Below are 20,513 nucleotides of genomic sequence, written 5' to 3' on the forward strand. Positions count from 1 at the left end.
TTCCAACTGCTCAACCTACAAATTTACAAATCTTTGGCAAATTTACTTAGATTATCTTGCCGCCATTTAGCATCGGCGCGCCTGTCTGTTTGCACTTCTAAGACGCGAATCCCGCTATTTGGCAGCGAAATTAATTTTTGTTTGAAGTGTTCCCAATCCTCAATTACCTCGTGTTCCACGCCGTAAGTTGCACACAACTGAGCAAAATTGATATCCTGCGGCGTGGCAAAAAAATCTTCAAAGGGCGGGTCAAATTTGGCAACTGGTAACATTTCAAAAATTCCCCCACCGTTGTTATTAATTAATATGATTGTCAGATGACCAACAAATTTATTTTTAATTAAAAAACCGTTTGTATCGTGCAAAAGAGTTAAATCACCTGTTAGGATGATGCTGCTTTGATTGCGGTGAGCAACTCCCAAAGCTGTTGACAATGTGCCGTCTATACCGTTAGCGCCGCGATTGAAAAACGGCTTTATTTCTAAATTGTTCGGCTTCCAGAAAAACTCTACATCTCTGACGGGCATACTGTTGGCAATAAATATCGGTGTTGCTGGTGGCAAAATTTGGGAAAGCAGCCAGGAAACTTTGGGCTCGATTATGTTGTTAATTGCTGATATTTTTTGGTCTATTGTTTGTCTGACTTGGATTTCGGTGTTGCGCCAAAGTTGGAGGTATTTGTTTGAGGGAGAGGTTAGAACCCCCCCTAACCCCCCCTTGCTAAGGGGGGGGACAAGAGTTGATTCACCCTTGTTAAGGGGGGGGATTTGAGGGGATATATTAGTGGTAGCAGTGGTTAGAACCCCCCCTAACCCCCCCTTGTTAAGGGGGGGGACAAGAGTTAATATAGTTGCGAGATTTTCTACGGAGGTTCGTAGGTGAATTGTTTTGCCGTGTAGCGGATCGAAGTTGTGGTGGCTGGGGTCGATTATGTAGCGTTTGGGTTGGGTTTTATCTAGCCAGTTTCGCAGTTCTTTACTTGTGGGCAAGTCTCCGATTTGAATGGCGATTTCTGGGGTTAATTTATCTGCTAGTTCGCGGTTTCGCAGGATTAAATCGTAGGTGGAAATTAGATGGGGGTTTAGTTGGGCGTAGTTTCTGACTGGGGATAGTCCTTCTGCTAAAACTGGCCAGTTTAAGGATTTAGAAATTTGGGCGATCGCACTACAGTATTTTTCGGCAAATTGAGGCTGTGCAACGCCTGCAATAATTATCCCTCGATCGCACTTTTGCCATTGTTGCATTGTACTTTCTTCTCCCCCCCTTAACAAGGGGGGGCTGGGGGGGGTAGAGCTTTCTCCTGCGAAAATGGGTTCTAATCCTGCAAAGAATTCTTCGGGATTGAATTGTGTTTCTAAAACTTCTACAGCTATGTCTGGAACGGGTACAAGTGGGTCGCGAAACGGGATGTTGAGGTGGACGGGGCCTGGTGTTGGAAATTGCGATCGCTCCCAAGCATACACGATCGTCTGCCGCAGATAGTCTAGCATTCCTATGGACGCAGAAGGTATCGCTAATTCGGCTTGCCAGTTCGGATAATTGCCGTATATTTTCACTTGGTCGATCGCTTGTCCGGCGTGACAGTCGCGCAGTTCGGGAGGTCGATCGGCGGTGAATATTAGCAGCGGAATTCGACTTTCTCTGGCTTCTATTATCGCAGGATAAAAGTTGGCGGCTGCGGTTCCCGACGTACAAATTAGTGCTGTTGGCAAATATGATTTTTGGGCGGTTCCTAATGCAAAAAAACTTGCTGAACGTTCGTCGAGTATGGGAATAGTTTCTATTTTTTTGTTTTGAGCAAAAGCTATTGTTAGCGGTGCCGATCGCGAACCGGGACAAATCACGGCTGTAGTTAATCCCAGTCGTTGCAATGTCTCTGCTAATACGGAAGCCCAGACGGTATTTGTGTTGCGAAAATCTATTGGCATTGCTAAATCTGAGTAGCTCAACTCTGTATTGTGCTACGATATTATACCGAAATAATTGTCAGGATACATTTTTATGATTCTTGAGGCGGTTGTGCTGAATGTCAAATCTGGCTGTGAGGGTGATTTTGAGATAGCTTTTAGAGAAGCCTCCAGTCTGATAGCGTCTATAGATGGATATTTATCTCACGAACTTCATCGCTGCACAGAAGTTCAAGGAAAATATCTCTTATTGGTGAGATGGGAAAATTTAGAAGCTCATACAATTAAATTTAGGAATTCCGCTGAATATCAAGAGTGGAAAAGAATGCTTCACCATTTTTACAATCCTTTTCCCATAGTAGAACATTTTGAGGAAGTGAAAATTAAACATTAACACAGACTCAATCAATTAGCTAGACAACTCTACATTCTGCCAATTAGCTGAATTAGACTAAAGCATTTAAAAGTGGCTGCAATTTGAGCTGAATTTCTGCTAGTTCTTTCTCAGGTTCGGAACCCGCCACAATACCGGCACCAGCATAAAGTATCGCCCGATCGCCATCGATTAAAGCCGATCGAATGCCGACGGCAAATTCGCCGTTTCCCCTGCGATCGATCCAGCCCAGGGGTGCTGCGTACAAAGAGCGATCGCAGCTTTCGCAGCGGCGAATTTGTTCTAGGGCAATATCTCTCGGCACGCCCGCTACCGCTGGGGTTGGATGCAGTTGAGCTAAAATCTTTAATAAATGAATATCAGGGGGGATTTGAGCAGTTATGGGTGTCCACAAATGCTGAATGTTTGATAGTTGCAGCAGTCTGGGTACTGGGGAAAAATTGGGAGTTATGCCGAGTTTTGACAAGCGATCGACAATAAAGTCAATCACAACTTGATGTTCTCGAATATCTTTCTCGCTTTCTAGCAATCCGTGGGCTAATTTCGCATCTCCCGCCTCAGTTTTTCCTCTCGGTGCTGAACCTGCTAAAGCATCTGTTAATAACTGATTTTTGTGAATGCTAATTAAACGTTCTGGACTGGCACCGATAAAATTTTGTCCTTTGCCGTTACTGGTTGAAAATACATAGCAATCTGGATAGCTGAGGCGCAAGTTGTTTAATGAATCTATTAAACTGAAAGGGGTTTTAGAAATTACATTGATTGCTTGGGATAAAACAATTTTACTAAAATATTTAGAGGCTATCAATTCTAAAGCCGACTTGACTGATGTTTTAAATTGACTGGCATCATTGACTGGGATTTGTTTCAAAGATATCGAACTGTCGATCGCAGTAGTTAGTTTATGGTATTTGTGAGATTCTATTCGATCGAAGGTTTGCCAAATATTTTCAGCGATGTTTTTAATGTTTATATCTTTTTCTATTACGGCATTGGCGACGATAATGCAGCTATCTTTCTGTCTGGTAACTTGCCATTTGGGTAAAAATATGGTGGCGGGCGGAAAGTAAGAATTAGGGGCAAGGTTCTCATCAAAAAAAGCAAAACTACAAAAAAAGTGAGGCCCGCTAAATGGCAAGCGTTCCGCACCAATGGTAATTGTATTGGCAAGTGTTGAACGAATAAAATTTTGAGCTAAGGCAAACCGATCGGTTCCTGCTACTGTGAGATGGATTGCCGAATCAAGGGCTGCGATCGCAAAACTTTTGCCGACAATTGGGTTTCTTTTTTCAAAGTAAAAGTGCCGCTGACAAGGTTCGGAAATCTCTTGCAGTACAGCTAGCGGATCGAGGGGGTAAATTTCCTGAGAAATACTAACTATTTTTGTGCGATCTTTTTCAGCTAAAGACTGCTGGCAATTTAACAGAAACTGATGCAGTTGATTGCGGTCTTGCAAGAGATTAGCGCGGTGCGGTATTACTGTCATGAAAGCGAGAATAGCAGATTTGTCAGATAGAGTGTGGGTTTGTCCGGCTAAAACCCCTATTTCGATCTAAGCACGGCAGGGCGATCGCAAAACACGACCTTTTAAGTTTCCCTCCCTGTTTGGGCTCTGTTGGGGAAAAAAACCGACCGTCGGGCGATCGATCGAAACATTTAGACACAAAACTTTAAGATTGAGCGACTAAATCTCGACTCTCATGCGATCGACCCCCAGAGGTTTGCACACGGGCATTACCGGGCGTGCGATCGCCCGCAAAGCCTCTCAACGGATGCCCCCCGCGCACTCAACCCGATGCAGAGTAGACTTTCTTGACCAATAAAATTGTAAAATTACTACGCTGCTATCAATTGAATCAAGTTTGTGTAATGACAACAAAGTTAATTGAACGTCCAAATAGTAAATTGTGGCTGGCGGCAATCAAGCCGCCCATGTACAGCGTTGCGGTGATTCCTATTTCAGTTGGAACTGCAATTGCTTTTGCCGAAAATCAAACGATTAATTCGTCAATTTTTTCGACCTTTTTAATTTCAGCCATTTTGATTATAGCATGGCTGAATCTCAGCAATGATGTATTTGATTCGGAAACAGGAATCGATAAAAACAAAGCACATTCCCTAGTTAATTTAACCGGAAATAAAGCTTTAATTTTCGGGCTGGCTAATCTGTTTTTAGCAGTCGGAGTGTCGGGAATCTGCGCCATAAGCTGGTGGCAAAAAGACCCAACAGTAATTTTGCTGGTAGTTTTGTGCTGTGCTCTCGGCTACACTTATCAAGGGCCTCCGTTTCGTCTTGGCTATCAGGGTTTAGGGGAAATCATCTGCTTTTTCACCTTTGGGCCGCTAGCCTTCGCCGCTGCTTATTACAGTCAAACTCAAACTTGGTCTGCAACTAATTTTGCGGCTTCGGCAATCGTGGGAATTACTACGAGTATCATCTTATTTTGTTCCCATTTTCACCAAGTTGAGGACGATTTGGCGGCCGGCAAAAAATCGCCGATTGTTCGACTCGGTACGAAAAAAGGTGCTCAGTTGTTGCAGTGGTTGTGCGGCAGCGTTTATGCTTTGACTGTGCTATTTGTGGCTTTGGGAATGTTCCCAATTTGGACGCTGTTGATTTTTGGGAGTGTGTCATTTGCGATCGACCTTTGCCGCCATGTCACAGACTATCACGACCAACCGGGAAAGGTCAGCAACTCTAAGTTTATCGCAGTTACGCTGCATTTTTCGAGCGGATTGCTGCTGGCGTTGGGGTTTGTTTTGTAGATCGGGCGATCGAGAATTTCGGTAAAATGGAGGTATGGTTTGCTAAGTTAAGGGAGTTGGGTGACTTCTCAAAAATTTCTTTAATTTAGTAATTCGTACCTCAGATTGAATCGTATATTTGTATATGGACAAATTTAATAATTATAACTTTCACTATTCCTTAAGTGGCAACAATAATCAGCAGACAATTCTATTTTTGCATGGATTCACGGGGAGCAGTCAAGACTTTAGTAGCGTCATTTCATTACTATCTAAAAAATATTGCTGTCTAGCAGTTGACCTTCCAGGTCACGGAGGAACCAAAAAAGTAATCGGCGACGAAAGTTGCTACAATATGCCAAATACAGCCCAAGCATTGATACAGTTATTAGATGATTTACAAATAGACAAATGTTTGTTATTGGGCTATTCAATGGGCGGGCGATTGGCACTTTACATGACATTACATTTTCCTGAAAGATTCGAGAAAGTAGTGTTAGAGTCTGCTTCGCCAGGATTGAAGACAGAAAAAGAGCGTTCGCGCCGCCTGGAAGCCGATTTACAGCTAGCACAAAAGCTGGAAAATAGCAACATTAAAGATTTTTTATTAAACTGGTACGATCGCCCTTTATTCAAATCTTTAAAAAACTCTCCCCAATTCGACAAACTCATAGAAACCCGCTTAGCAAACAATCCCTTAGAATTAGCCAAATCCCTCCGCAACATGGGAACCGGCAACCAGCCATCTCTCTGGGAAAAACTGGCACAAAATCAAATTCCCATCCTTTTGCTAGCGGGAGCTGATGATGATAAATTTATAACTATAAATACCGAAATGGCCAGCTTGTGTCCGGCCGCTACTCTGGAAATTGTACCAAAAGCTGGTCACAATATCCATTTTGAAAATATTGATACGTTTGTCGCAGTTGTGAGACAATTTTATGATTAGCTAAAAAACAAATGCTTTATCAATTCGAGTTTCGCACTTATCAGCGAAAGTTTAAGCGTCCACTGCAAACAAGTCACGGCATCTGGGATATTCGTGAAGGAATTATCCTGCGACTTGTTGGCGAAAATAATCAAATTGGTTGGGGAGAAATTGCCCCTTTGAGTTGGTTTGGTTCCGAAAGTTTTGAGCAAGCTTTAGATTTTTGTCACCAGTTGCCAGGTAATATTTCATCAGAGATGATTTTTGCTATTTCCGCTGAATTGCCGGCTTGTCAATTTGGCTTTGAGTCAGCACTATCAAACTCTAGATCCCCCCTAACCCCCCTTAATAAGGGGGGGACAAGAAATATTCTCAAAGTCCCCCTTATTAAGGGGGATTTAGGGGGATCTAGACTTCGCCTAAAATCGACATTGATTGCGGGTTCAGTCTTAAGTGGTCACCAATGGAGAGAGGTTGGGAATGAGGAAGAAAAAAATCGGTTCAGCGGTTTATTGCCAGCAGGTGAAATAGCTTTACAGGCTTTGCAAGTGCTTTGGTTAGAGGGCTATCGCACGTTTAAATGGAAAATAGGTGTTGCTGCAATTGAACAAGAATTAAAAATTTTTCAGCAGCTAATCCAAGCAATGCACAATTTGTGCGATCGAGAATCGGCATTTTTGCGGTTAGATGCCAACGGGGGACTCAGTTACTCGCAGGCTAAAACATGGCTGGAAGCTTGCGACAAGGTAAAAGCAACTCCCGATTTTTCCGCAGACATTGAATTTTTGGAACAGCCGCTGCCCGTAACACAGTTTCAGGAAATGGTAGAATTGAATGCTATTTATGCAACTGCGATCGCCCTAGATGAATCTGCTGCCAACCTCGATCGCATTCAAGAGTGCTACAGCCAAGGCTGGCGGGGAATTTTCGTCATTAAACCTGCGATTGCTGGTTCCCCATCCCAACTGCGAAAATTTTGTCAAACTCACAATATAGACGCAGTTTTTTCATCAGTATTTGAAACCGAAATCGGCAGACAAGCAGCATTAAACCTAGCAACAAAATTGTCTTTAAATAAGAGAGCACTGGGCTTCGGCACGGATTGCTGGTTCGATGACAATCATTCGATTTTAGATTTTAGATTTTAGATTTTAGATTTCTCCCACGACTAAATCAAGCAGGTTAGGTAATTGTTTTGAATCGAGAAACTTGGTGAAAGCATCTATGCCAACAAATCTAACAGTAAATATTCTGGATATCGCATCTGGCTTGCCCGATAATTGGTTGATAGGTTGTGACATTCGCGAATTTACCCGAATTGTCGATCGGCTATTTCAAGAAATTACCCAAAATCCCCCACAAAGAACACCCCCAAAAATTTGCCTCGCAGAACCCGAACCCGTGCAATTTCTTGCCAGCTTCATCGCCGCCCGCGCCGCCAAATGCCCGATTTTTCTGTGCAATCCCAACTGGGTAAAACCAGAATGGCAACAAGTCTTTGATTTAGTCCAACCCGACTTAATTTGGGGACAATACCCGCTTCCCACCAGTCCCCATATCCCAGTCCGCGAAGGCGGACTTCGTTTGTATAGCCGCGAATTCCATTCGCCCGAATTCCATTCGCCGACTAAAAGCGGTTCTGATACGATTATGATTCCCACCGGCGGTTCTTCAGGAAAAATCCGTTTTGCCATCCACACTTGGGAAACACTAACCGCATCAGTACAAGGCTTTCAACAATATTTTCAAGTTGACAAAATCAACTCTTTCTGCGTTTTGCCATTATACCACGTCAGCGGTTTAATGCAATTCATGCGATCGTTTACCACTGCTGGCAAACTGGAAATTGGGTCGTTCAAAGCACTGGAAGCAGGCAAAAAATGCGATATCGAACCCGAAGAATTTTTCATTTCTTTAGTTCCAACTCAACTGCAGCGGCTGCTGCAAAACCCAGATACAGCTAATTGGCTGGGACGGTTTCGTGCCGTACTTTTGGGCGGTGCTCCCGCTTGGCAGGAACTTTTAGAAACAGCTAGAAACTATCAAATAAAATTAGCGCCCAGTTACGGCATGACCGAAACCGCCTCGCAAATTGCTACACTAAAACCCCAAGATTTTCTCGCTGGCAATAACAGTTCCGGTAAAATTTTACCGCACGCTAACATAACTATTCGCAGTGCCAATGGCGAAATTTTGTGCGATAATCAAATCGGAAATATTGTGGTAAATGCTAAATCTTTGGCGTTGGGTTATTATCCTAAAAATTTTGGCGATCGCCAATCCTTCCAATTAGACGATGTGGGATTTTTTGATAAAAATAACTACTTAAATATCGTCGGACGCAGCAGCGACAAAATTATCACAGGCGGAGAAAATGTATTTCCGGCGGAAGTCGAAGCCGTGGTGCGATCGACTAATTTAGTGGCGGATATTGCTGTAATTGGCTTGCCCGACAAAGAGTGGGGTCAAATCGTTACAGCTATATACGTTCCCGCTAGTCCCGAAGTTACTATCAAAAATCTGCAAGCGGCAATAGAAGATAAGTTAAGCAAGTTTAAGCGGCCGAAATATTGGGTAATCGTCGAACAATTGCCGCGCAATTCTCAAGGCAAAGTCAATCGAGAACAATTGCAAGAAATTGCGCTCAAATATCAATAATTATTAGGCGATCGCAATCAATGCACAAGGCTGAATTTCTCATGCTTATTTCCGACTCCTGACAACAGTCAACAGTCAACAGTCAACTGACTAATTACGACAAACCTAACAGCCTTCTCGTCCTCTCTGCTTCTTGTCTTTGAACGTCCACAAACTTCAACATTCGGTAAAGTACCTCTATTTGCCCCAACTTAATACCTGCTTGTTCAGCCACCCGTATCGGATTACCAAAAATCGCCTCAACTTCCAGGGGTCGCGATTCATCATAATCGATTTTCATGCTCGTGCGGTAAGGCTTCATTTTCTCAGTGTATTCGAGCATCTGTGGGATAAAGTCATCGGGAATAATACGATCGCAACTTTTGGCTCCGGCTATCACTTCCCCCATGATTTCCTCGACTAAAATCCGAGTATCGGGATTAGCCATCAGTTGGTCAGTTCTCGCATCCAAAACTACAGACAGCCCGTTATAAGGAATATTCCAAACCAGCTTTTTCCACCTTGATAATAGCAAATCTTCGCTCATTTTAATAGGAATGTCAGCGCGTTTAAAATCCTTAGCAATTTGGTGCAATCTATCAGTAATACCAATTGCTTTGTAGTCTTGGGCATATTCGCCCAGCGTGATCGTACCGTAATCTAGGTGGCAGATGTGACCTGGCCCAACTTTATAAGAACAGAGAAAACACAGCCCGCCAACCACTCGTTCTGCACCGACAATTTTAGCTACTTCCGGTTCCGTATTCAATCCGTTTTGCAATACTAAAACCGCGCCGTTATCCTTTAATAAAGGAGGCAAAATTTTGGGCAACAAGTGATTTTGAGTAGTTTTCAGCGCTAGAATTACTACGTCGCACTGAGGCATTTTGTGCGCGTCGTGGTAGGCGCGGACGTGGGGGAGGGTGAAGTCGCCTTCGGGAGACTCGACAATCAAACCGTGTTTTTTGACGCGATCGTAATCGCTGCGCAGCAAAAAATTGACTTCTAAACCTGCTTGTTGCAGTCTACCACCGTAGAATCCCCCTAAAGCTCCCGTGCCGACAATGGCATAATTGCGATTTGACATACTATCAAAAACTCCGAAAAAATTCTCAACCTAAAAGAAATTAGACCCGCTCAAAAACGGATACCGTGCCACGTACTTAAGTCGCGATCGGTCCAAAATTTTAGACCAAAGTTGAAACTCCCAGATTCAATGCTGCAAGTAAATCTAAAATCTAAAATCTAAAATCTAAAATCTAAAATCTAAAATCGACTGACTGTCATTCCCTGCTATTATTTAACGATAAAACTAATCTGAAATCTCAACTTTCAAATTTACTCATCCACTGCATCAAGTCTTCAGATAGCTGTTTTCTAGTTCGGCTAACTGCATCGATGCAGACGTGCTTAGTAAGAGCTTTAGCAGCGCTTCTTCCTGCCACTTCCTCAGAAAATACTTGATAGGTAATTTCAAATTCATCGCCAGTAACTTGTTTCGGCGTCAATTGAATCATCAGCCGATCGCCCGCAAACATGGGGCGATAAAAATCTACACTAGCATGAATTATGGGAAAGGCAACCTCGGGATTTGTGAAAAATGCTTTGAGATTGATTCCCGATGCTGCTAGAGATGCCTCGTAAGCTTCGTGGCACATCGCTAAAACGTTAGCAAAGTAAACGACTCCAGCAGCATCGGTATCTTGAAAGCGAACAGTGCGGGTGTAAGTGAAAGACATTTGAGGTAGTAGCGGGCGATCGCAAAATGGATCTGAATTTTACCAACCATCATATCCCTAAACCCGCACTTTTGGAGAAGTTATCAGCTAAGTAAGTAGGCGCTAATTTTTTCTATTGTAAAACTCGCCCTCCTCACTCCTTCTCCTTCTTTCTTAACCTTTGTTCTTAATCAACATCACATCTATAATCTTGAGGGCAATATCTTCGGAAAGCCCCAATGCACTGTAAAGATCGTTCAAAAGTTGTTCTTCTTCTTCTGAAACCTCGCCATCTGCTAAAGCGATATCAGTTGTCACAGCAAAAACTGTTTCTTTAAGTTCGTCGGGAAGCGTTGCCAAAGCAGCATTAAACAGTACCTCAACTCCTTGCCGTTGCAGAATCATCAGCAGGCGATCGAGCATTTTTCTCATCACGTCATCGGGATAGCTGCGGAAGAGTTGCATCCGAGATAGCGTCATGCTAATCGCTTTACTTTCGCTGTCATTGATGTAACCGTCGGCTGCTACGGCAATTAGCGCGATCGCCGCAAATGCTTCGGCAGGCCCTAACCTTACGTCCGTTTCTTGGCGAGTCTGCGATACTTTATCAAATAAACCCATGATACTTTCCTCATTATTTAGTGGTCGATTTATGGAGTCAGGATGGGTTCTGGCTCTGGAGGTTTCTTTGGGGATTTTGATAATTATATCAAATTTTGTTAGTTATTTATTATCAATAAAATTATGAAAAAATTAAGAATTTTTCTTTCGCCCTTTGGCGCTGCAATGGCGGGTTTATTTAGATCGTGAATTGCCTTGCCATATCTCAGGTAAAACCCGCCCTGCCAGCGCCGACAATCTACTTGCCAACAAGGGCTAAATCTGCTTTCAGGAAATCAACAAACTGCCGCGCAGTCCTGCCCGATCGCCCGTTGCGGCGAGTTGCCCATTCTTTAGCGCGGTGTTCCAAATCCTTAGCAGCGAGTTTGATTCCAGCAAGTTCTGCCAGATGTCGGACAATTGTTAAATAAGTGTTTTGATCGGCAGGTTCAAAAGTTAAAGTCAAGCCAAACCGATCGCTAAATGAAAGTTTTTCCTGCACAGTATCCCAAGCGTGAACTTCATCCCCGTCGCGGGGGCGAGGCCTGTCGTCAAAAAACTCTCGAATTAAATGCCTGCGGTTAGATGTTGCGTAAACTACCACATTTTGAGAGCGAGCAGTTACATTCCCCTCTAAGACAACTTTCAGAGCTTTAAAAGCATCATCATCTTCCTCAAAGGAAAGGTCGTCCACAAAAATAATAAACTTTTGAGGAACTCCCCGCAACTGCTCAACAATTAGCGGCAAATCTTGCAAGTCGGATTTAGATACTTCAATCAAGCGCAGATTGCGAGAGCCAAATTCATTTAACAGCGACTTCACCAAAGAAGACTTGCCCGAACCGCGGCTCCCGTACAGCAAGACGTGCAAAGCCGGATAACCTGCCAGCAAAAACTCCGTATTTTTCACCAGAGCATCCCGCTGCCAATCGCAGCAAACCAACTCTTTTAAAGTTATGCGATCGGGATGCGAAATACTCGCCAACTGCCCTCCCCGCCACGCAAAAGCGCGATATTCTGCAAACAAACCCGTGCCAAACTGTCGGTAATAAGCTGCCAAAGATTCCGTAGCGCTCGACCATTTTTCCAGTTTTCCTTGCAGCGGCAAATCGCCCTTTTCTTTGACACTTTCTGAATGCCAAATTGGAGGCACAGCGTCAAGTTGACCCGCTACCCGCACCCACTTGCTTAACTGATCGCTGCTGCAGTCGTAAATATTTTGCAGCACTTGTAAATCGTGTCGCGCTGCTTCCACCAAGGCGGGGGGCAAACTCGCAAAATCTGTTTCCTGAGCTCGGCGAGAAAAGGGGTTTTCGTTTTTGAGAATTTCGGAAATCAGAGAATCTTTCCAGTTCAGATTTTTAGCAGCCTGAACTTTGAACCAGTTGCCGTAAGCTGTAAGACTGTCTAAACCGCTGACTTCGCTGTGGTGGAGGGCTTGCAGCAAGTCGAGAAAGGCTTGACCAGCAGGGCTTTTGAAAACCGATTGATACAGCAGCAGGGATGCTGCTTGGCGCTGGACGTAACGAATTTGGGCGATCGCACCAGAAGTTAGGGCTGACATAATGGCAATTGTATAACAGTTAGATATCCTGACTGGGTTTAATAAATTTTCTAACAATTCGTGACACTAATTGCAGGCTGCGCTGTATAAATTTAGATGCAAAGAGTGAAATCTGGAGGATTAAAAATGAATTTGGGTACAGCAGCAGCGATCGGCTACGGCATTTTAACACTGGTTGGCGGCATCATGGGTTATATCAAGGCCAAAAGCCAAGCCTCGCTCATTTCGGGCCTGATTAGCGGTTCGCTGCTAATTTTTGCCGGCACCGCACAACTCATGGGACAAAGTTGGGGTTTAACATTAGCAGCAGCCATCTCCGCTGTTTTAGTAATAGTCTTTATTGTACGCCTTGTTAAAACTCAAAAATTCATGCCGGCAGGAATGCTAATTTTAGCTAGCTTAGCGTCTTTTGGCGCGATCGTTTACGAAATCAGCGGTCAATAAATTTGAGATTTGAGATGGGAGAGTTTAGATTTTAGATTTTAGATTGACTTCACAGCTTTTACTGGGAGCTTCAACTAAAGTCTAAGCTTTTTTATCTCCACCACTTATACCAATTCTAAAAAGTAGGGAGACATATAGATTGTACGCGAGCATCTGTAAGGATACGGCCTTGCCGTGTCCGGGGCGGGTTTATGCGATTTTTAATAATTGGTAAAATAGATATAAGAGTCGGCGGTTGAAACTGCCACTACACAAACGAAGTTCGGATGGTGCGCGAACTTAAGAATAAAGGGAGCATTAAAGCCGGATTTGGTATCACCCTCTATTACCAATTACCAATTACCAATTACTAATTACGGCTTCAATATACTGCTGAACTTCCCTAAGTTGCTCCCGTTGGTATTCAATCCAATCTTTTTCCACCGATCGCTGTTGGGCTGTTTCTTGCTGGTACCGCACCTGCTTCTCTAAAAAATCATTGTAGAACCTCATCGCTTTTTCAACAGTTTGAATTGCCAGTTTCATGCGCTCATCAAAAATTTCTAAAATTAAATTATCCATAATTGACCCAATCACTTTACAGGACTCTTCAAAATCGACCAAACTGATTCCCATCTTGCTTTTATGAACCAGAATTTCTACAGGTTCTTTCAGCGTTTCTTTAAAAGTCTTCATATAAGAATCAGGCAAATATTTCAGTGGCTCCGTAAACTTCGACACAATCTCGCTGCCTATTGATTGCAGTCGCTCTCTAAATCGCGCTTGACTTTTGATGTCGAAGCATTCAATACAAAATTCAAATTTTTCTATATCAATAGATTGTAATTCTTTAAAAATCAAATTAAGTTCATTCTCCATAATTAAAATCACTCGCTCTGCCTGGTAATCAACTTCATTCCGTAACTCTTTGTGCAAATTATCTTTTTCAAAAAAACCGATAATATCTCTTTGAAAGACTTGATAGTTTTTATCCCACAAAAACCACTGATTTTTTAACTTTGTAGCCTTGTCGCTCCACGATTTGCGAACTTTAACAACAGCATCATATTTGCCCTGTTTTCCTAAACTGCGAATTCTCACATCGCATCCGCTTAGTTCGCCAATTTGCTCCCAGACATCAACCGGAGATGCTCCAGCAATTCTCGGCTTGCTATTCCAGACATCCTCAGCCTGAGATACATCTTTGAAACATACCTGAAGTAACCCCTTGAGTCTGAGGGCAGATTGCTTAATTTCCTCAATACAAGGTTCCACATCTAAGCTGAGGTGGGTAGCTGACTGTTTAATCTCCACGGATTGATATTCGTCTGCCAACAATCTATCGCTAAACTGGGTAATAGCCTGGAATGCCTTGAGATACTCATTCATTTCCTTTCATCCCTCGTTTCCCTAAACAGCATACAATACAGAACATCTGCCTTTTTGAATGCAAACTGAGTCACAACATGGATTATCTATTCACCCCTGCAACTCAGGCACGACTCAATAGTGGCAACCTCGTACAGCCTGCTGCCAAAACAGGAAAATTGCTCCCCGCAGCTAGAGATCCGGTGACAGGGGAGTTTGTGGAGATCGCAAAAATCTTTTATCAATCAACAACTGAAACTAGATCAGATCGCGGAGTTCTAGGATTGCTCGCACAGTTAGCCGGAGGTGGCCCCATACAGCCGCTGGTAGCTCCCGTGTACGTTACAGTAGCGCCGTTGCAGGTTGCTCAAACTCATCAGGGGTTTCAAAAAATATACAGAATGCTTAACTGTCTGAAAATTAATTTGGCAGTGATGCAAGCGACTGCTGCTGTCATTGGTATTGGCGCTGTATCGAGTACAGTTTTGTCAGCAGTAAACCTCAACCAAGTATTAAAAATCCGAGAAGAAGCAAAGCACCAGAAGCTAAAAATTAAAGACGGGTTTATCGATCTCAGACACATCCTCAAAGATAGGGGGGTAGAGGTAATTCAGCAGATTTTTAAGGTGGCTCACGACTCTAGTTTTGAAATGCACCGCCAGAAAGTGGTTAACGGTTACGATATTTTTTCTCAAGCTATCAAACGCTGTCAGTCAGCCCTGACAGTACCCGATCTTAAACTTCGGAATTCCGAAATTAATACCGGGCGGGATATGCTGTTTGAGGCTTTAAAAATTTATGACAATCCCAGTTTGTTGGAGGGGCTGTGTTCTGCCGGACAGCTCAGGCAAATGGAATGTGTTTGGGCGATCGAGCAGGCGATAGGCGTCACGTTTCACTTGCAGCGGGCCTACGATATGGTGAGCGATCGCCTGCTGGAACTCCAATCAAAAATTCGTCAAGATCTTCTAACTGTTGTTAAACGATGTCAATCGGAACCCGAACTAGATTTTTTATTTCCCGAAGTTACTAGGATTCTCGGTCATGATTTAAGTGTAATAAAATTTTGGCAAAATGAGGTTGATTGGATGCAAACTTTGTCTTCAAAAGAGCAGCACCAGTTAGCTAGTTTAGATAAACTCAGCGGCGATAGTTTAAAAAGCAGCTTGCACACTACATTCGCGGTATTAGCTGCGGAACCTTCACTTTATGAAACTTTAAAGCAAAAGTCTCACTTTCTATCCTTGCGCGACCAGCTAACCTTCGCTGTGTCGCCGGAAATCCGCCGGAGATACGAATTTTATGTCAGCCAGCAGGCGATCGCTACTGGCTATCAAGCTTTAGCTGCCTCGAATTGGCAAGAAATATCCGATTTAACTGTGGCTAACCTCTACTACTTTTTTCAAATCCGAGAGAACTCAACTGAAAATTATCCAACTGAGGACGAAGTAGAAACGCCTTATTGGCACTTTCCCCAAACCTTAAAAAACGAGCTGAATTACAGCAATTAAATGACAAATGACTAATTACACCAGTTCCTCGGATGCAACTGTAGGGAAGTTCCCAACCATTATGCAGTAAGTCATTCCAATCTAAAATCTAAAATGGTATTACCTCAGCCACAACTTAATAGTATGGTCTTTAGAACCGCTAGCAATAGTTTTGCCGTCGGGACTAAAAGCCACCACATAAACTTCATCGGAATGTCCGGTCAAAGTATTCAGCAATTCTCCGGTTGCAAAATCCCAAATTTTAATAGTTTTATCCTTGCTCCCGCTCGCAATAAACTTCCCGTCCGGGCTGATAGCAACCGAGACAATATCGTCAGAATGTCCGTTGATAGAGCGAATTAAATCTCCGGTTTCGATATTCCAGATTTTAATAGTTTCATCGTAGGAACCGCTAACAATTGTCTTGCCGTCCGGGCTAACAGCAATCGACCTCACGGGCTCGCCGTGTCCCTCAATAGTTTTGAGCAACGCCCCTGTTGCTACATCAACAATTGTAATTTTTTTATCCTTAGAAGCGCTAACCAAACTTTTGCCATCTGGAGTGAAAGCAACAGAATAAACAAAATCTGTATGGTCGGGCAAATTCTGAATCACATTGCCAGTTGCTGCATCCGAAATCTTCGTGGTTGTGTCTCCGCTGCCGCTAGCCACAAGCTGTCCGTCGGGGCTGAGAGCGACAGACCAAACAGAAGCAGTGTGGTCGAGACTGCGAATCACTTGCCCTGTTTTCAAATCCCACAGCATGACTCGCCAAAAACCGGTTCCAGTAGCCAGTTTCGTACCCTTTGAGTCAAAAGCAACCGACCAAATAGTAGAGGAATCTCCTGGAAAAGTGCGGATCGACTTACCTGTAGCTAAATCCCAAATTTGGATGGTTTTGTCTTTAGAACCGCTGGCTAACATTAAGCCGTCTGGACTGAAAGCAACAGACCCAACGGCATCTGAATGCTGAGCGAAATTTTTGACTTTGGCGTTCTTCCACTGCAAGCCTGCTTGGCACTGTTCCTGTAACTCCTGAGCGGACGCATAGCTGCTGGAAGTGCCGGCAATTGTTGGTATTTGGCTGATGCAGCCTTCATAATTGCTGGCTTTATAAAGAGCTTCAATTTGATTGAGTTGTTGAGATTCTTTCTGGACTTGCTGCTGCCATTCTTGCAACTTGAGATATCCGTAAATTCCGCCGATCGCAGCGAAGAGAGCCGCAATTGTTGCTCCGGCGAGATAAGGATTGAATTTGCGAGTTTCTTTGGGGACAAGCGCTGCGGTCGGGGCGATCGACAAATCGGTTTTTCCGTTCAGGTTTAGCTGCGGGGATACCGCCGGACTTGCCTGCAATTCGGGTTGAGGGGCGCTGCTTGCTGGTGGGGGATTGGGGTTGCGGTGTCCCTCCAAAACTGTGGATATCGCCTTGTACAATTTAGCGAATAAAGATTTAGGAATGACTAATTCTTCGATTTTCGCGGCATCTTCGTCGGTAAGCCCTAAAACTTGCTGCAAGCGTTTTAACTCGTCGCGAGTTTCCAGAGAAAAGGGATATTCTTGCTGCATTGCTTCTTGCAGTGATTGTTCGTAGCGTTCGCCTTTTTCCCTGTATTTCCGGTAAGGGTTCAATACCTCATCTTCGATCGCCTCTGCTTCTTCTGGCAGCAATTCCAAACTGACGCGCAGTTCATCTAATATTCTACGACCGACGACTGTAATGTCACCGCGGCTGCTGCTGCGCCGATCGACTTCTTCGCGATATATTGTAAGCTTGGGAATCCGCGCCCGAGAGCGATCGCCAATTTTCCTCAAATCGGCTAAAGCTTCCGCCGCCGACTGGTATCTCTCCCGAAAATCGTAGCGCACCATATTATCCAAAACATCGGCCAGCGCTTGGGAACACGTGGCTAAATGCCGCCAAACAATTTCGCCTTTATTAGAATTTTTCAAATCCCGCAGTTTCGGCAAATCGTAAGCCGGCAAACCCGTCATTGCTTGGATGCCAATCATTCCCAAAGCGTAGATATCGCTGTTGAGTTGCGGGTTGTATTGAAATTGTTCGATCGGCATATATTCCAGCGTGCCAATCCGCACAGTTACCGGCGCTTGCCTTTGAGCGATGTGAATTTCTTTCACCGACCCAAAATCGATCAAAACTAACTTATTGTCTGAATAGCGGCGGATTAAATTTGCCGGTTTAATATCTCGGTGAATTACTCCCTGTCCGTGTACAAACACTAAAATTTCTAACAGTTCCTTCAGCAAAGAAATCATTTTTTCTTCTGTTAGAGGTTTGCCCGGTACTATCTCGGTTGATAGCGAGTGACCGGCAACAAAGGATTCAACTAAGAAAAATTCTTCATTTTCTTCAAAATAAGCGAATAACTGAGGGATTTGGTCGTGTTGACCGAGCTTTTCTAGAACTTCTGCTTCTTTTTGAAAAAGACGGCGCGTAGTATTAATTAATTTCGGTTCGGTGGTACCGGGACGCAAGTGCTTGACAAAGCACTGCGGTTCTCCCGGACGGCGAATATCTTTGGCCAGATAGGTTTGTCCAAATTCTCCTGTTTCTATGACTTCAATGATTTGATAGCGTCCATCTAAAAGTTGGCTCACCATGATAATAACGCAGCCTTTTTTTGGTTGATTTTCGCAAGAAACAGTTGCACTGCCGGCAGGAATTGCTATTTTTACCCTTCGCAGCCTCGCTCTTTACTTTCTCTCTATGTATCGCTGCGATCGATTTAAATTGCATATTTTGGCGGGCCGGATGCCCACCTCACAAGAATTTAAGTTGATGCGACCGCCACTGCAAACTCGGCTTTATTTACTAAATACTTTATTTTTTCAACATCTGCAAAGCTTGATATCCCAAAAAGAAAAAACCCAAAGCGCCGAGTATCGCTATCGTGTTCGCCAACACATCGACTGTAAAAAATTCGCCCATTGCAATCTCCTCTGACAACTGATATCTATCCTCGGCTTTTCGGTCGCTGACCGGATGAGGGGTCTTGCCCCTCGCTGCGGGCGAGCCGAAAGATGCTCACAAATTATAGCAAAAGAGGCGGTCAATCGATTTTAGATTTTAGATTTTAGATTTTAGATTGAAGCATTGACCCCACGGATGAATCCGGGGGCTTGTATCCTGGATGCTTTCGGTCAAAATAACTTTCCGGGCGATCGGCTAACTTTTTGTTTTAATATTTTTTAATATTTAAGGAGACAAATTGTGCACCAAAATTTTGAGGTCAGTTCGCTTTGATATTGTTAACCCTGCTAATCTTTTCTCTCATAGTAAGTAGAGCTTACACTAAGAATTTGCGCCGATCGGTCAAAAATGCGCCTCGAACCGACAGAATTTCAGCGAGGCTCTCACCTGGGCGGGCCGCGCAGTTCCCCAAAGTTTCGGTAATCGTACCAGCATACAACGAAGCGGAGAATATTCGGGATTGCGCGATCGCCATTTTGGAGAGTACACCCCTGTCTGTGGACAACTTAGAGGTTTTGATTGTAGACGATCGATCGACAGATGACACGCTAGCGATCGGGCAAACCCTGCAACAGCAGCTCAACGACCCCCGCCTTAAAATATTAGCAGGTCAGCCGCGACCTGCGAGCCAATATTGGGCGGGCAAAAACTGGGCCTGCACCCAAGCTGTTCAGGTAGCAACCGGAGACTTCTTATTATTTATCGATGCCGACGTGCGACTCAAACCAGGGGCGATCGAAACCGCTATCGCCACAGCAGAAACCGAGAAAATAGACTTGCTAACCTGTATGCCAGCGCTGGTTTGTGAGTGTTTTGCCGAGTGGTTGGTGCAGCCGATAATGTTCAATCACCTAGCAGTTTGCTACGACTTCACCGCAGTCAACGAGCCGACAACAGACAGCGCTTTTGCGGGCGGCCCGTTTATGCTATTTAGGCGATCGGCCTACGAAAAAATCGGCGGTCACGAAGCAGTTGCCGGCGAAATTGTGGAAGATGTGGAACTAGCTAGACGCATCAAACGTGCGGCTTTAAAGCTCGGACTTTATTCCGGGTCAAATTTGGCATCCGTGCGGATGTATCGATCTTGGAACGCCTTGTGGGAAGGCTGGACAAAGAATCTGTATCTCGGCGCTAACCGCAGTTGGGGCTTGATGGTTTACATGGCTGCAATTATGTTATTTCTTTATCCTATGCCGTGGTTGGCATTAGCTATTTTGCTGGCCAACGGGGACTTCGCAGAAATTCTGGCAATTAGCAATTACCAATTACCAATTACCAATTACCAATTGCCAATTACCTTGTTAACTATTTGTTTATCCGTAATCGTAATTTGGCAGCATTACAATTTGCGCCGCTTGGGTGCCGAGATTTCTGACTGTCCGACGAAATACTGGTGGTTGGGAGGTTTGGGAGGTGGGTTAGTGGCGGCGATCGCGATCGGTTCTGCGATTAAAACTGAAACCGGTTGGGGATGGACTTGGCGCGGTAGAATTTTGCAAATTAAGAGTTAATCCCATTGTTTTTGCTACCAAAATTCTGTATAACCTCTATATGTAGGACTCCACCCACACCGCACCTTACCCGTATTAACAGTTGATTTTGACGGGGTGATTAGAGTAATTGCTAGGACTTACCCAAAACTTCTCAATTTAGGGTGCGCAATGCGCACCCAGCCCTGTCAAGGTGAGTGCTGAGCCTGGTTTAGAAGCCTTGCTGTAGAAAGATGACGGTGACGTGAGTTCACTAT

At 44.1% G+C, this 20,513-nt stretch carries 16 protein-coding genes; 8 read left to right on the top strand and 8 right to left on the bottom strand.

Going from position 1 to position 20,513, the window contains the following annotated elements:
* Window positions 1–23: 23 nt before the first annotated feature.
* On the bottom strand, window positions 24–1,928 hold the full coding sequence (gene menD / locus QUA13_RS20910; RefSeq protein ID WP_333201553.1) for a 2-succinyl-5-enolpyruvyl-6-hydroxy-3-cyclohexene-1-carboxylic-acid synthase: 1,905 nt from the start codon (window positions 1,926–1,928) through the stop codon (window positions 24–26).
* Window positions 1,929–2,001: 73 nt separating this feature from the next.
* Between menD and QUA13_RS20915 the strand changes: the two genes are divergently transcribed.
* Window positions 2,002–2,301, top strand: a complete 300-nt coding sequence (locus QUA13_RS20915; protein ID WP_333201555.1) for an antibiotic biosynthesis monooxygenase — start codon at window positions 2,002–2,004, stop codon at window positions 2,299–2,301.
* A gap of 52 nt (window positions 2,302–2,353) precedes the next feature.
* Here the strand turns inward: QUA13_RS20915 and QUA13_RS20920 are convergent, their stop codons facing one another.
* Window positions 2,354–3,787 (bottom strand): isochorismate synthase, encoded by a 1,434-nt coding sequence (locus tag QUA13_RS20920; protein WP_333201557.1) that lies wholly within the window; start codon window positions 3,785–3,787, stop codon window positions 2,354–2,356.
* Window positions 3,788–4,170: 383 nt separating this feature from the next.
* Between QUA13_RS20920 and menA the strand changes: the two genes are divergently transcribed.
* The 4 genes from menA to QUA13_RS20940 all read left to right on the top strand — a co-directional run bounded on the left by menA (window position 4,171) and on the right by QUA13_RS20940 (window position 8,632).
* Window positions 4,171–5,067: a 2-carboxy-1,4-naphthoquinone phytyltransferase gene (gene menA, locus QUA13_RS20925; RefSeq protein WP_333185729.1), complete on the top strand. Its 897-nt coding sequence runs from the start codon at window positions 4,171–4,173 to the stop codon at window positions 5,065–5,067.
* 124 nt (window positions 5,068–5,191) lie between these two features.
* Entirely contained in the window at window positions 5,192–5,995 is an 804-nt protein-coding gene (menH, locus tag QUA13_RS20930; RefSeq protein WP_333201559.1) for a 2-succinyl-6-hydroxy-2,4-cyclohexadiene-1-carboxylate synthase, read from the top strand.
* 11 nt (window positions 5,996–6,006) lie between these two features.
* Window positions 6,007–7,122: an o-succinylbenzoate synthase gene (locus tag QUA13_RS20935; protein WP_333201560.1), complete on the top strand. Its 1,116-nt coding sequence runs from the start codon at window positions 6,007–6,009 to the stop codon at window positions 7,120–7,122.
* A gap of 76 nt (window positions 7,123–7,198) precedes the next feature.
* Window positions 7,199–8,632, top strand: a complete 1,434-nt coding sequence (locus tag QUA13_RS20940; RefSeq protein ID WP_333201562.1) for a 2-succinylbenzoate--CoA ligase — start codon at window positions 7,199–7,201, stop codon at window positions 8,630–8,632.
* Window positions 8,633–8,726: 94 nt separating this feature from the next.
* Here QUA13_RS20940 and QUA13_RS20945 read toward each other — a convergent pair whose 3' ends face one another.
* From QUA13_RS20945 to QUA13_RS20960, 4 genes are all read right to left on the bottom strand, one after another.
* The gene (locus tag QUA13_RS20945; RefSeq protein ID WP_333201564.1) at window positions 8,727–9,698 is read right to left on the bottom strand and encodes a putative 2-dehydropantoate 2-reductase; all 972 of its coding nucleotides are present in this window, start codon (window positions 9,696–9,698) and stop codon (window positions 8,727–8,729) included.
* Between the two features lie 238 nt (window positions 9,699–9,936).
* Complete coding sequence (locus QUA13_RS20950; RefSeq protein ID WP_333201566.1) at window positions 9,937–10,350, bottom strand: thioesterase family protein; 414 nt, start codon at window positions 10,348–10,350, stop codon at window positions 9,937–9,939.
* A 153-nt stretch (window positions 10,351–10,503) separates the two neighbouring features.
* Entirely contained in the window at window positions 10,504–10,950 is a 447-nt protein-coding gene (locus tag QUA13_RS20955) for a tellurite resistance TerB family protein (RefSeq protein WP_172188498.1), read from the bottom strand.
* A 238-nt stretch (window positions 10,951–11,188) separates the two neighbouring features.
* Window positions 11,189–12,493, bottom strand: coding sequence for an ATP-binding protein (locus tag QUA13_RS20960; RefSeq protein WP_333201568.1), 1,305 nt, complete (start codon window positions 12,491–12,493; stop codon window positions 11,189–11,191).
* Between the two features lie 126 nt (window positions 12,494–12,619).
* Between QUA13_RS20960 and QUA13_RS20965 the strand changes: the two genes are divergently transcribed.
* Window positions 12,620–12,937, top strand: coding sequence for a TMEM14 family protein (locus QUA13_RS20965; RefSeq protein WP_333185710.1), 318 nt, complete (start codon window positions 12,620–12,622; stop codon window positions 12,935–12,937).
* A gap of 339 nt (window positions 12,938–13,276) precedes the next feature.
* Here the strand turns inward: QUA13_RS20965 and QUA13_RS20970 are convergent, their stop codons facing one another.
* Entirely contained in the window at window positions 13,277–14,305 is a 1,029-nt protein-coding gene (locus tag QUA13_RS20970) for a hypothetical protein (RefSeq protein WP_333201570.1), read from the bottom strand.
* A gap of 77 nt (window positions 14,306–14,382) precedes the next feature.
* On the opposite strand from QUA13_RS20970, the gene QUA13_RS20975 reads away from it, so the two are divergent.
* Entirely contained in the window at window positions 14,383–15,795 is a 1,413-nt protein-coding gene (locus QUA13_RS20975; protein WP_333201572.1) for a hypothetical protein, read from the top strand.
* A gap of 99 nt (window positions 15,796–15,894) precedes the next feature.
* On the opposite strand, the gene QUA13_RS20980 is transcribed toward QUA13_RS20975, so the two are convergent.
* Window positions 15,895–18,396: a protein kinase domain-containing protein gene (locus tag QUA13_RS20980; RefSeq protein ID WP_333201574.1), complete on the bottom strand. Its 2,502-nt coding sequence runs from the start codon at window positions 18,394–18,396 to the stop codon at window positions 15,895–15,897.
* A 639-nt stretch (window positions 18,397–19,035) separates the two neighbouring features.
* Between QUA13_RS20980 and QUA13_RS20985 the strand changes: the two genes are divergently transcribed.
* A complete protein-coding gene (locus QUA13_RS20985) occupies window positions 19,036–20,277 on the top strand; it encodes a glycosyltransferase family 2 protein (RefSeq protein ID WP_333201576.1) in 1,242 nt (413 codons plus the stop codon).
* The last annotated feature ends 236 nt before the right edge of the window (window positions 20,278–20,513 follow it).

Source organism: Microcoleus sp. S28C3 (assembly GCF_036700785.1).
Classification (GTDB): Bacteria; Cyanobacteriota; Cyanobacteriia; order Cyanobacteriales; family Microcoleaceae; genus Microcoleus; species Microcoleus asticus.

Excerpts from the sequence above, each read along its gene's own strand:
- menD (WP_333201553.1), bottom strand. The coding sequence starts at position 1,928 with ATGCCAATAGATTTTCGCAACACAAATACCGTCTGGGCTTCCGTATTA.
- QUA13_RS20915 (WP_333201555.1), top strand. The coding sequence starts at position 2,002 with ATGATTCTTGAGGCGGTTGTGCTGAATGTCAAATCTGGCTGTGAGGGT.
- QUA13_RS20920 (WP_333201557.1), bottom strand. The coding sequence starts at position 3,787 with ATGACAGTAATACCGCACCGCGCTAATCTCTTGCAAGACCGCAATCAA.
- menA (WP_333185729.1), top strand. The coding sequence starts at position 4,171 with ATGACAACAAAGTTAATTGAACGTCCAAATAGTAAATTGTGGCTGGCG.
- menH (WP_333201559.1), top strand. The coding sequence starts at position 5,192 with ATGGACAAATTTAATAATTATAACTTTCACTATTCCTTAAGTGGCAAC.
- QUA13_RS20935 (WP_333201560.1), top strand. The coding sequence starts at position 6,007 with ATGCTTTATCAATTCGAGTTTCGCACTTATCAGCGAAAGTTTAAGCGT.
- QUA13_RS20940 (WP_333201562.1), top strand. The coding sequence starts at position 7,199 with ATGCCAACAAATCTAACAGTAAATATTCTGGATATCGCATCTGGCTTG.
- QUA13_RS20945 (WP_333201564.1), bottom strand. The coding sequence starts at position 9,698 with ATGTCAAATCGCAATTATGCCATTGTCGGCACGGGAGCTTTAGGGGGA.
- QUA13_RS20950 (WP_333201566.1), bottom strand. The coding sequence starts at position 10,350 with ATGTCTTTCACTTACACCCGCACTGTTCGCTTTCAAGATACCGATGCT.
- QUA13_RS20955 (WP_172188498.1), bottom strand. The coding sequence starts at position 10,950 with ATGGGTTTATTTGATAAAGTATCGCAGACTCGCCAAGAAACGGACGTA.
- QUA13_RS20960 (WP_333201568.1), bottom strand. The coding sequence starts at position 12,493 with ATGTCAGCCCTAACTTCTGGTGCGATCGCCCAAATTCGTTACGTCCAG.
- QUA13_RS20965 (WP_333185710.1), top strand. The coding sequence starts at position 12,620 with ATGAATTTGGGTACAGCAGCAGCGATCGGCTACGGCATTTTAACACTG.
- QUA13_RS20970 (WP_333201570.1), bottom strand. The coding sequence starts at position 14,305 with ATGAATGAGTATCTCAAGGCATTCCAGGCTATTACCCAGTTTAGCGAT.
- QUA13_RS20975 (WP_333201572.1), top strand. The coding sequence starts at position 14,383 with ATGGATTATCTATTCACCCCTGCAACTCAGGCACGACTCAATAGTGGC.
- QUA13_RS20980 (WP_333201574.1), bottom strand. The coding sequence starts at position 18,396 with ATGGTGAGCCAACTTTTAGATGGACGCTATCAAATCATTGAAGTCATA.